Origin of the sequence: Pseudoalteromonas sp. CO348, assembly GCF_004208845.1 — a bacterium.
GTDB lineage: Bacteria > Pseudomonadota > Gammaproteobacteria > Enterobacterales > Alteromonadaceae > Pseudoalteromonas > Pseudoalteromonas maricaloris.
The window spans coordinates 1-11634 of record NZ_SGPI01000024.1 but is presented as its reverse complement, the minus strand read 5'-3'; the positions used below and the strand labels follow the sequence as shown (position 1 = coordinate 11634).

General features: G+C 43.2%; 9 protein-coding genes. All 9 read left to right on the top strand.

All coding sequences use genetic code 11. The features are described from left to right. Positions 1 to 150 precede the first annotated feature (150 nt). The 9 genes from EXT48_RS12240 to EXT48_RS12200 all read left to right on the top strand — a co-directional run bounded on the left by EXT48_RS12240 (position 151) and on the right by EXT48_RS12200 (position 11224). Positions 151 to 2943: a monovalent cation/H+ antiporter subunit A gene (locus tag EXT48_RS12240; RefSeq protein ID WP_130164624.1), complete on the top strand. Its 2793-nt coding sequence runs from the start codon at positions 151 to 153 to the stop codon at positions 2941 to 2943. After that, complete coding sequence (locus EXT48_RS12235) at positions 2943 to 3284, top strand: Na+/H+ antiporter subunit C (RefSeq protein WP_010370832.1); 342 nt, start codon at positions 2943 to 2945, stop codon at positions 3282 to 3284. Before EXT48_RS12240 ends, EXT48_RS12235 begins: the two co-directional genes overlap by 1 nt. Beyond that, a complete protein-coding gene (locus EXT48_RS12230) occupies positions 3281 to 4795 on the top strand; it encodes a monovalent cation/H+ antiporter subunit D (protein ID WP_010370834.1) in 1515 nt (504 codons plus the stop codon). Before EXT48_RS12235 ends, EXT48_RS12230 begins: the two co-directional genes overlap by 4 nt. Beyond that, complete coding sequence (locus tag EXT48_RS12225; protein ID WP_069020959.1) at positions 4796 to 5332, top strand: Na+/H+ antiporter subunit E; 537 nt, start codon at positions 4796 to 4798, stop codon at positions 5330 to 5332. After that, positions 5326 to 5595, top strand: a complete 270-nt coding sequence (locus EXT48_RS12220; RefSeq protein ID WP_010370838.1) for a K+/H+ antiporter subunit F — start codon at positions 5326 to 5328, stop codon at positions 5593 to 5595. The genes EXT48_RS12225 and EXT48_RS12220 overlap by 7 nt, the downstream gene beginning before the upstream one ends. Positions 5596 to 5604: 9 nt before the next feature. Next, positions 5605 to 5931: a Na+/H+ antiporter subunit G gene (locus tag EXT48_RS12215; protein ID WP_010370840.1), complete on the top strand. Its 327-nt coding sequence runs from the start codon at positions 5605 to 5607 to the stop codon at positions 5929 to 5931. A 216-nt stretch (positions 5932 to 6147) separates the two neighbouring features. Then, the gene (locus EXT48_RS12210) at positions 6148 to 8262 is read left to right on the top strand and encodes a methyl-accepting chemotaxis protein (RefSeq protein WP_130164623.1); all 2115 of its coding nucleotides are present in this window, start codon (positions 6148 to 6150) and stop codon (positions 8260 to 8262) included. 103 nt (positions 8263 to 8365) lie between these two features. After that, complete coding sequence (locus EXT48_RS12205) at positions 8366 to 10288, top strand: DNA topoisomerase III (protein WP_130164622.1); 1923 nt, start codon at positions 8366 to 8368, stop codon at positions 10286 to 10288. A gap of 78 nt (positions 10289 to 10366) precedes the next feature. Further along, positions 10367 to 11224, top strand: coding sequence for a tetratricopeptide repeat protein (locus EXT48_RS12200; RefSeq protein WP_130164621.1), 858 nt, complete (start codon positions 10367 to 10369; stop codon positions 11222 to 11224). Positions 11225 to 11634 lie beyond the last annotated feature (410 nt).

Genomic DNA, 11634 nt, shown 5'->3' with positions numbered 1-11634 from the left:
GAAAGTGAAACCCTAGACAACTCAAACACTAATCAAGTATAACAGGGTTCATGTACGTGTGGTTAATGTGTACCGATCGCTCCAACTTGGAAGGGGGATTGTCACATTAATCTAAACGAGCCATAACGACGCAAATAAAAGGTTTCATCTATGACTTTATTTTGGATACCCTTGCTATCCTTAATTGGCAGTTTTATCTCTGCATTTACGGGAAAGCTTTCTCGTAATCAGTCGACTGCTATAACCTTAGTAGCGCCAGCAGTGGCAATTTTACTTGCTGTTGATCTCGCCCCTGCCGTTTTCGCAGGAGAGACTATTCGGTACACATTTGAATGGGTCCCGCTTCTAGATATTAACATCGCGTTTAGACTGGATGGTCTTGCGTTACTGTTCGTTTTCATGATTTTGGGCATTGGTATGCTGGTTATCTTCTATGCCAGATACTACCTGAGCCCCAATGATTCCATGCCTAAACTTTATGCTTACTTAATGCTCTTTATGACCGCTATGCTTGGTATTGTTATGTCTAATAACGTATTACAGCTGTGGTTATTCTGGGAGCTTACCAGCATTAGTTCATTTTTACTTATTAGCTATTGGTGGCATAAGTCAGAGGCCCGCAAAGGGGCGAAAATGGCACTTGCTATCACCGGCGGCGGTGGCTTAGCACTGCTCGCTGGCTTGATGTTGATAGGAGATATTGTAGGCAGTTATAACCTGGATGTGATTTTATCGAGTCGTGAGCTTATTCAATCCCACGCATTATATGAAGTGGCGTTAATCCTTGTGCTACTTGGCGCATTTACCAAGTCCGCGCAATTTCCATTCCATTTCTGGTTACCGCACGCGATGGCTGCACCAACGCCTGTAAGTGCGTACTTACACTCTGCGACTATGGTGAAAGCTGGAATATTCTTACTGGCGCGCTTTTATCCTGCGCTGGCGGGTACAGAGCTGTGGTTTATTCTCGTTGGCCTAACTGGCTTAGCGACGCTGCTCGTTGGCGCCTATATCGCGTTATTTAAACATGATCTAAAAGGTCTGCTGGCGTTTTCAACGATCAGTCATTTAGGCCTTATTACTTTATTACTTGGTCTGGATACTGAGCTTGCGACTGTTGCGGCGGTTTTCCATATTATTAACCACGCAACGTTTAAGGCCTCTTTATTCATGGCGACGGGGATCATCGACCATGAAACGGGCACTCGTGATATGCGTAAACTTAACGGTATGTGGCGTTTTATGCCCTATACCGCAACGCTTGCGATGGTTGCCGCTTCTGCGATGGCTGGGGTGCCGCTACTTAATGGTTTCTTGTCTAAAGAAATGTTCTTTGCCGAGACGCTACACCAGCAACTTCTGGGCTCTATGTCGTGGTTGATTCCAATTTTGGCGACAATCGCCGGTGCATTCTCTGTTGCGTATTCGGCGCGATTTATTCATGACGTATTCTTCAACGGAGATCCAATTGATTTACCCAAGGAGCCACATGAAGCGCCACGCTATATGCGTTTTCCAATCGAAATCTTGGTCGCTTTATGTTTGATAGTCGGCATGTTCCCTAACTTTATCGTTGATGGCATGTTAAAAACAGCATCAAGTGCGGTATTAGGGGAGGCTGCGCCAACCTTTGAGGTTGCTATTTGGCATGGTTTTAACTTACCACTGCTTATGAGTGGCCTTGCGGTATGTGGTGGTTTATTAATTTATACTCAGCGCAAATACCTATTCCAATTCCAAGCTTCATTACCGCCAATGAACGCTAAGAAAACGTTTGAACGCACTATGTACAACATAGTGTCTTGGAGTCGCGCGCGCGTAAACGCAATAGAAAATGGCTCGTTACAGCGTTATCTGATGCTGATGTTTATCGTTGTGCTGGTGAGTGCAGGCTGGCCATTGTTTGAAATGTCACAGTTAGTGGGTAATTTAGAGCCGACGCCAATTGACGTACATAACGGTATTGGTGCTGGTTTATTAATGATTGGAGCGATTGGCACGGTTATCTGGCATCGTACTCGTATGGTTGCACTGCTGATGATTTCGGTTGTTGGTCTCATGGTGTCGGTTGCCTTTACGCGCTTCTCAGCACCTGATCTAGCGCTTACTCAGTTAACGGTAGAAGTAGTGACCATTATTCTGTTGATGCTTGCGTTATTCTTCTTACCGCAAAGAACGCCGAAGGAGTCTAGTTCTATTCGCGTACTCCGTGATATGGGTATTGCTTCAGCAATTGGTGTGATCATCGGAAGTATCAGTTACGCCTTGATCACAAGGCCATTGGATAGTATTTCTGAGTTCTTTATTGCAAACGCCAAAGTTGGCGGTGGCGGGACGAATGTCGTTAACGTTATCTTAGTGGATTTCCGTGGTTTTGATACGCTAGGTGAAATTACTGTACTGGGTATTGCGGCACTGGGGATTTATAAGTTACTGATTAATTTGCCATTATTTATGCCTGGCAGTGACAGTGAAGGCAGACCTTGGGCGAAAGAAAGATATCCGCTACTGCTGGCAAGTATTTCACAAAGCTTATTGCCTTTGGCATTGCTGGTCTCGGTTTATATTTTCTTGCGCGGCCACAATCTACCGGGTGGTGGATTTATCGCGGGCCTAATCACGGCGATAGCCTTTATTTTACAATACATTGCTCATGGTTCGAATTGGATTGCAGAGCGCTTTGATGTCAATTACCGCAAGATTATCGCAACGGGTATCGCTATTTCTCTAGCAACCGGTGTGGGAAGTTGGTTCTTTGGCAAACCATTCTTAACCTCATGGTTTGATTATTTTGATATCCCATTGGTAGGTAAAACTGAGCTGGCAAGTGCCATCGCATTCGACCTTGGTGTTTATATCACCGTGGTAGGTGCAACGCTGATGATTTTGGCGAGCCTAGGTAAAGTAACGGCAAATGCGCCCAAAGAAGAGGTGAATATTTAATGGAATTGCTTTATGCATCGTGCGTGGGCTTGCTAGTAGCCTGTGGCGTATTTTTGATTCTACGAGCAAGAACATTCCCCGTTGTTCTTGGTTTAACTATGTTGTCTTATGCGGTCAACTTGTTTTTGTTCGCATCGGGTAGATTGACCTTAAACAAAGCAGCAGTGCTTGGTTATAGCAGTGAGTATGCAGATCCACTGCCGCAAGCCTTGGTATTGACGGCAATTGTTATCGGGTTCGCAATGACGGCATTTGTCGTGATCTTAGCTATTCGCGGTCGTTCTGATTTGGGTAATGACCATGTAAATGGCATTGTTCCTGACAAAAAGGGTAAAGCATGATCCAACATTTGACTTCTTTACCTATTTTATTACCTATGTTGGCAGGGGTGATCCTGCTGATGCCACCGTGTGGTAAAAACCTAGCGATTAGGCGTAAAGTTTCAGTACTTATGTCGCTGATCACGTTTGCAGTTTGTGCCTCACTTTTACTACATGTTCAGCAGTCTGGCATTCAGGTTTATGCGATTGGTAACTGGCAAGCACCGTTTGGTATTGTGTTAGTTGCTGATCAACTTTCTACTCTGTTAGTCAGCTTAACCGCGTTGTTGTGTTTTGTGTGTTCGCTGTATAGCTGTGCCGGAGACGACGAACGAGGAAGTTTCTTCCATCCGTTACTGCACTTTTTGGTGATGGGGGTAAACGGCGCTTTCTTAACTGGTGACGCGTTCAACTTATTTGTATTTTTTGAGATTTTGTTGATAGCGTCTTATGCGCTGTTAATGCATGGTGGTGATAAGCACAATACCCGTGCTTCACTGCAATACGTGATCCTAAATCTAGTGGGTTCGTCGGTATTTTTGATTGCATTAGGTATCTTGTACGGTGTGCTTGGTACTCTGAACATGGCGGATATGGCATATAAGATCACCTTCTTACAAGGAGATGATGTTTATCTTGCTAAGATTGGCGGCTTGTTATTATTGGTTGTATTTGCGCTAAAAGGCGCCTTGCTACCGCTTCATCTATGGCTGCCAAACACCTATGCAACCGCGTTACCTGTTGTTGCGGCTTTATTCGCAATCATGACTAAAGTGGGTGTGTATTCCATGATGCGCGTGTATACACTGATTTTTGGCGATCAAGCTGGTGAATTAAGTCATATGGCACAAGAGTGGCTATGGTGGCTCGCTCTGGCGACTATCGTCATGGGTGGGATCGGCGTACTTGCTAGTCAAGATTTGCGTAAGCTGTCTGCAAATTTAGTGGTGGTGTCAGTTGGTACCCTAGTGGCATTAGTCGCCGTACAAACGGTAAATAGCAGCGCTGCAGCCATTTACTATTTAGTGCACTCGACATTAGTGTCTGCTGCTTTGTTCTTACTTGCTGATTTAGTGGGGAAACAAAGGGGTAAAGTTGCTGACAGGATCACCGCGGGTCGCCCAGTAGTTCAACCTATGTTACTAGGCATCATGTTTGCGATTGCGGCAATCACTGTGATTGGTATGCCGCCGCTATCAGGCTTTATTGGCAAAGTATGGATCTTAAAGTCGACCATCGAGTCGAGCCACACATACTGGTTTTGGGCAGTGTATTTACTAGTAAGCTTAGCGGTATTAGTCAGTGTCTCAAAAGCAGGTAGCACTGTGTTTTGGCATCATACGGGTAAAGTCGATACACAATCGGCAGAAAAAGCGCATCCTGCCCAAATTATCGCAATTCTTACTTTGATAACTTGTGCGCCGTTAATGGTGATTTTTGCCGGTCCATTGACTGATTACGCATTGTCGGCAGCCGACTCTTTACACGACTTTTCTAGCATGACGAATGCTGTGTTAAAAGGAGCGAAATAGATGCGTTTAGAAGCAAGGTTTAAATGGCTACCAACTCCATTTCGCAGCTTACTGCTATTTACTGTGTGGTTATTGCTGAATAATAGTGTGTCAGCTGGGCATATTATTCTCGCGACTATTCTAGCGATTGTGATCCCGCTGATTACCTATCGGTTTAGAACTAAGCAACCACTGATCATTAAGCCATGGCGTGCGTTTACTCATTTGCTGTTGGTGCTTTACGATATCATCACCGCCAACGTTGAGGTTGCGATAAAGATCTTAGGACCAACGAAGAAATTACGCCCCGGTTTCGTGTTGGTGCCGCTCGATATAGATCAAGCTATGCCAATTACTATTTTAGCCAGCACGGTATCTTTAACTCCTGGCACCGTAAGTGCTGAGGTATACCCTTGGCCTGAGTCTGTAAAAAGTGGCGAAAAACCAGAACGTAAATACTTACTGATCCATGTGTTAGATCTTACGGATGAGCAAGCATTGATTGATACGGTTAAATCTCGTTATGAAGCGCCATTGAAGGAGATTTTTGAATGCTAGAAACTGTAATTCTGATTGTCTTTGCGATGATTGGTGTATCGCTTTTGCTAAACCTGTGGCGTTTGGTTGTTGGGCCTTCAATTCCAGATAGAATTTTAGCGCTCGATACCATGTATATAAATACCATTGCGCTTATTATTCTGTACGGAATGAGTATGGGGACGGCATTGTACTTTGAAGCCGCATTATTAATAGCAATGCTTGGTTTTGTAAGTACGGTCGCGGTATGTAAGTATTTGCTGCGCGGCGACATCATAGAATAGGAGAGCGATATGTCAGAATGGATAATTTCCATTTTATTACTGTTAGGTGGTGCGTTTGTATTGATAGGCTCTATTGGTCTAGTGAAAATGCCTGACTTTTTTATGCGTCTCCATGGCCCTACAAAAGCCACAACGCTTGGAATGGCGTGCTTATTGACCTCGGCAATGGTGTATTTCAGTACCACGACTGATGGCGTGAGTGTAAAGGAAATCTTGATTTCAATATTTTTGCTGCTCACCGCTCCCATCTCTGGATATATGCTGATTAAGTCAGCAATACATCACCGCTTGCCAAGCAATGAAAAGACGACTGGCAAAGACAAGATAAAAAAATAGTGCTTCGGCGCTATTTTTTTATCCATCACTTTATAATTTATTCCTCAAAATACACCGCCTAAGCATCATAAATTTCAGTACGTTATTAAATTTTTTGCTACAGTTAAAAAAGACTTCATAGTCGCCGATAAAAATAGAGGTCACTCGTTTTATCAAGTTGATGATGAACGTGCAGTGCAATTTGTTTGCATACTAAGTCTAAAAACTGGGAATGTTATGAAACAAGCTTCGATTAAAAACAAACTCTTATTCTTTGTAACAGCATTAGTAACGAGTTTGGTTGTTATATTAGTGACAACAATGTGGTTTCACCTTGCAGCGGAAAATACCAAGCAAAGTGAAGGGGTCCAACAAGCGATTTATGATGAAATATCCCAAGGCCTTATCGCTAAAGGCAATCAATATGGGCAACGTGTGGCTGGCTTTATCAATGAAGCCTATCGTGTTCCTTATACTTTGGCGGGTGTACTATCTCATACCGCCACACAGGATCCTCTGAGCCGTGAACAAGTACAAGAAATTGTCAATGGTGCGCTAAAGCAAAATCGCTTTGTGTCTTCTATGTATGCACAGTTTGAACCGAATGGTTACGATGGCAATGATGCCAGTAATCAAGGTGGTTCGAGTCACTCTGTGCCGGGCGCTGGTACCTTAGAGCTCTACTTCACTCAAGAAGCCAATGGTCCGATGCAACAAAAAGTTGAGTCGGCAGAAGAAAAATATGCCGATGCAATCAATGAATTTGGCCTACGAGAAGCCGAGTGGTATCTGTGCGCAAAAGATAAAATAGCGCCTTGTATCATGGAGCCCTATTTATATGAAATTTCTCCGGGCAACAAAATGCTGATGACCTCATTGACTACACCAGTCGTGGTCAATCGTCAATTTAGAGGCTTAGTGGGCGTAGATGTAAATTTGCCGATTTTTCAAACTATGGTCGACGAGCTCTCAAACTCGCTTTACTCAGGAGCCGCTAAGGTAACCTTGTTAAGTGAGCTGGGTCTTGTTGTGGGTTCTAGTCACTACAAGAATTTAGCCCGCCCACTTGCTGAGTCGACAAAGTCAGATAGGGCTGAGGTGTTAAAATCGCTGCACACAGGTTCTGGGATTAAAGAGCTTGGTGAAGATTTAGTCGTAGCAGTACCTATCAACATTGCGTTACCAAACACCACTTGGTCTCTGGTAATCGAACTGCCTAAGGCAATTGCACTGAGTTCTGCTACAACGCTGCAAAGTCAGCTGGAGGAGTCGACAAACTCCGTTGGTCGCTGGATGCTTATTATCGGTATTGTTATTGCTGTTATTGGCATTGCCATTGCGGTGGTATTAGTGAACACAATTATCGGGCCGCTTACGCATATTCAGGAGCGGGTAGAGAACTTAGCTTCTAGCGAAGGCGATTTAACTCATGAGCTAGAAGTGAGTCATCATGCTGAGTTGATTGCCTTGGCGCATGGCTTTAACCGCTTTACTGATAAACTACGAAAGATGATTGATGACCTCAAAGGTCTTGCTGAATCTTCCTATGAGCAGTCGCATCGAACAACGGAAGCCGCGATAAACATCAAAAACAAAGTCGCTAATCAGCATTTGGAAATAGATAGCGTAGTTACTGCAATTAACGAACTTAGTGCAACCGCTTCAGAGGTGGCTCGGGCGTCGGAAAAAGCGGCTGCAAGTACGAATCAGGCCGCTGATCAAGTTCAGCAAAGCGAACAAAGTATCATTAAAACAACTGAAACGGTGCAATCAATGGCGGATCAAGTTATTGATGCAAAACAAGCGGTCGTGAAGGTATCTGAGCGCAGTGATGATATTTCCAAAATACTAGAAGTGATCAGAGCCATTGCAGAACAAACTAATTTACTGGCCTTAAACGCAGCAATTGAAGCGGCAAGGGCGGGGGAGCAAGGGCGCGGCTTTGCGGTTGTTGCCGACGAAGTTCGAGCTTTGGCGTCAAAAACACAGGCCTCAACGGACGACATTAGTAAACTAATAGATAATCTACAGAGTGAGGTCGCGAACTCAGGCCGGATCATTGAGAGCTCTGTGCAGTTAGGTGAAGATGCAGTGAGTTATTGCCAAGAATCGGCTAGGTTAATGAGTACCCTAGTTGCTGAGTTGACGAGCATTTCTAATGAAGTAACACAAATTGCGACGGCTGCAGAAGAGCAAAGTATGGTTACCGAAGAAATTAATACAAATACAACGGGCATTTCAGATGCCGCTGCTGAGCTTTCGAAGTTCGCAGATGAAGTAGAGCAAGCGGCCAGTTCAATGACGCTGATAGTCGAACAAAAACACAAGCAACTTAATTTATTAAGAACGTAAGTTTGTTGGTTTGCAAAGAGACTGGAGACAGTCTCTTTGCAGCTATGGTGTTTTTCGTCAAAATTCACTATGATAACTGTATCTATATACAGTTAAGCTAATCATGAAACTCTATATCGCAGAAAAACCCTCTTTAGGTCGAGCAATCGCCGATGTCTTACCAAAACCACATAAAAAACAAGATGGTTATATAGAAGTTGCGAATGGTGATGTGGTTTCTTGGTGTATAGGTCACCTGTTGGAACAAGCAGAACCTGAAGACTACGACGCCAAATACAAAAAATGGCAGTTTCATGATCTACCAATTGTGCCGACTCAATGGCAGTTCAAGGCAAAGCCAAAAACAAAAAAGCAGCTTAGCACTTTAAAAAAGTTACTCACAAAAGCCGATGAAATCTACCATGCTGGAGATCCTGATAGAGAAGGGCAATTGCTCGTGGACGAAGTATTTCAATTCGTAAATTTGCCAGAGCGGAAAAGAGCAACGATCCGACGTTTGTTGATCAGTGATTTAAACCCTCAAGCGGTGAAAAAGGCTTTGGCTTCGACACGTTCTAATCAAGAATTTGTTCCTTTAAGTGTATCTGCACTTGCAAGAGCTAGAGCGGATTGGCTATTTGGGATGAATTTAACCAGAGCATTTACGTTGGCCGGGCAAAAAGCGGGAGTGAATACCGTTTTGTCGGTTGGCAGAGTGCAAACTCCGGTACTTGGTTTGGTTGTTAGGAGAGATTTAGAAATAGAGAACTTTGTATCTAAACCATTTTATGAGGTGATTGCACATATCAATAAACCAAATTGGGGAGTTTTTGAAGCTAAGTGGGTACCAAGCGAAGCATGTAAGCCCTATATGGACGAAGATGGGCGTGTTCTGGTTAAAGCCTTAGCCGAAAACGTTGCGGATCGGATCAGTCAAAAGCAAGCAACAATAAATAAGGTTGAAACGAAACCAAAAAAGATAAACCCGCCGTTACCCTATAACCTTTCTTCTTTACAGATTGACGCAAATAAGCGCTACGGTTTATCAGCTCAGCAAGTGTTGGATATTTGTCAGGCACTCTATGAGAAACATAAACTGATCACTTACCCTAGATCAGATAACCGTTATCTACCACAAGAACACTTTGTTGAAAGAGAGCGAGTCATTGCGGCTGCTAATCACAATCAGGGAATAGACAGTAAGTTTATTAAGTTAGCTGATATGAATCTAAAAGGAGCGTGTTGGAATGATAAAAAGGTAGAAGCGCATCACGCCATCATTCCAACCACTAAAAAGCTCCGCAGTGCTCAGCTTGGGCATAGAGAGTTGCAGGTCTATCAACTTATCTCTGTACAGTACCTTGCGCAATTCTTTCATCCCTACCGCTACAACGAAACTAAAGTGGAGTTGGAGGTTAGTGGTGGTCAATTCAAAGCACAAGCGAAGCAAATAACAGATCAAGGATTCAAGATACTGTTTAAAGGTCATGAGGTAGAAAAAGAATGCCTATTGCCGAAGTTACAGGTGGGAGAGCAACTTTTATGCGAGAAAGGTGAAGTTAAAGAAAAGCAAACCCAGCCGCCAAAGCATTACACTGAAGCCACCTTATTAGGTGCAATGACAGGTATTGCACGGTTTGTTTCCGAACAATCTATCAAAAAGGTATTGAAAGACACTGACGGGCTTGGCACTGAAGCGACGCGGGCCGGAATTATTGAGCTTTTGTTTAGACGGCAGTTTCTTAGACGAGAAGGTAAGACGATTTATTCTACGGCGCTGGGAAAAGCATTTATTCAAACCCTACCTGAGTCACTTTCATTACCAGACAGAACTGCGCTCTGGGAGTCATTGCTCGGAAAGATCGCCAATAAGGAAACGTCGTATAATCAATTTATGCAACCGCTTTGTGATGAGTTAGGTGGATTTATTGACAGCGCTCAGTCTATCAATACGAATGCACTGAAAGGTGTTCCTGTACCTGCATTTAAAAAACGTGGGGCAAGAAAGGGGAAATTTACCCGAAAGAGAAAGCCAAGCTCTGCATAATTGTTTTCTTGGCTTGGTTGTAAATTCAGATAGTGTCACTATATCAACCATATTAATTACTCAGACAGAAAATAGAATATGAGCAATAAAATCCAACTAACCCCTGAAAACATTCAGCAAGTAATAACCGATCCAAATCCAGAGAAAGTGTTATTGCTGACCTTTTATAGCAATCAAAATCCTGAATGTGTTCAGCAAGACCAAATATTGGAGAGGATAGCGGCAGCTTATAGTGAGCATATAACCGTAGGCGTTATTGATTGTGATGTCCAACAAGCTCTGGCATCTCAACTCGCTCAGCAAATTGGTTTACAAGCTTTGCCAACGATTGTGATTTTAAAAGGTGGTGCGCCAGTAGATATGCTGGCAGGGGCAAAAACAGAAGAAGAAATTAAAGAAGCTTTGTCTGAGCATTTACCATCACCTGAAGTTATTTTACTTGATCAAGCGAAGCAGTTCCTCGCAAGCGGTGACCTAAATAATGCCTTTGGTTATGCGAAGAAGGCATACGACATTGACAGTAGTAACACTCGGGTTAAGTTGGTGTTTGCGGATATCTGTATGCAAATTCAAAAATTTGATGAAGCTCAAGCGTTATTAGATTCTATAAATGAAGAACAGCGAGACCCGTATTACCACAATTTAGTCGCTAAATTGGCGCAAGCTGCGGCTGCACAAGATTCACCAGAGGTAAAGCGTCTAGAGCAAGCGGTGGAAGCTGAGTCTGATTCATTAGACTTACGTTGTCAGTTAGCTCAAGCTCAGTTAGATGTGGGTAAAAAAGAAGAAGCATTGGCAAGCCTACTTATGGTGCTTAAGAAAGATATGAACTACGGTGAAGCCAAAAAGGGATTTTTAGATATTATTGCTTCGCTTCCTGATGGCGATAGTGTTGCTTCAGCATATCGACGAAAGCTATATAGTCTTCTTTACTAAAAGAATTGATAGTTGAATACCAAGATGCAGGTGAAAATTTCTTCAACTGTATCTTGCATCCTCCCAAATTTGATCAATACTTATGATCCCTTCGCGAAAACTGGTGACAGTTTTATGAAGAAAATATTGCATTAATGTGGTTTTTAAGCGGTTTTGTGTGTTTTCTGTTCGAACGAACCTTTTTTATAAGTTTTAATGAAAAAAGGGGTTGCACTAAAATCGGATCTCCCTATAATGCGCATCCACCGACACGGGGAGCAACGCTGAAAAGCAATAAGTCAACGAGTCGGTAGTCGAGTAAAACTTAGCTTTGAAAACTTAAGAGAAAACTTCTCAAGAAATTCAAAATTAAGTGTTGACAAAAAATCGGGAATGCTTAGAATGCACATCCCTCGAAACAACGAAATGTT

What these genes read in the sequence shown, in the direction of transcription:
- EXT48_RS12240 (WP_130164624.1), top strand. Translation starts at nt 151, where the DNA reads ATGACTTTATTTTGGATACCCTTGCTATCCTTAATTGGCAGTTTTATC.
- EXT48_RS12235 (WP_010370832.1), top strand. Translation starts at nt 2,943, where the DNA reads ATGGAATTGCTTTATGCATCGTGCGTGGGCTTGCTAGTAGCCTGTGGC.
- EXT48_RS12230 (WP_010370834.1), top strand. Translation starts at nt 3,281, where the DNA reads ATGATCCAACATTTGACTTCTTTACCTATTTTATTACCTATGTTGGCA.
- EXT48_RS12225 (WP_069020959.1), top strand. Translation starts at nt 4,796, where the DNA reads ATGCGTTTAGAAGCAAGGTTTAAATGGCTACCAACTCCATTTCGCAGC.
- EXT48_RS12220 (WP_010370838.1), top strand. Translation starts at nt 5,326, where the DNA reads ATGCTAGAAACTGTAATTCTGATTGTCTTTGCGATGATTGGTGTATCG.
- EXT48_RS12215 (WP_010370840.1), top strand. Translation starts at nt 5,605, where the DNA reads ATGTCAGAATGGATAATTTCCATTTTATTACTGTTAGGTGGTGCGTTT.
- EXT48_RS12210 (WP_130164623.1), top strand. Translation starts at nt 6,148, where the DNA reads ATGAAACAAGCTTCGATTAAAAACAAACTCTTATTCTTTGTAACAGCA.
- EXT48_RS12205 (WP_130164622.1), top strand. Translation starts at nt 8,366, where the DNA reads ATGAAACTCTATATCGCAGAAAAACCCTCTTTAGGTCGAGCAATCGCC.
- EXT48_RS12200 (WP_130164621.1), top strand. Translation starts at nt 10,367, where the DNA reads ATGAGCAATAAAATCCAACTAACCCCTGAAAACATTCAGCAAGTAATA.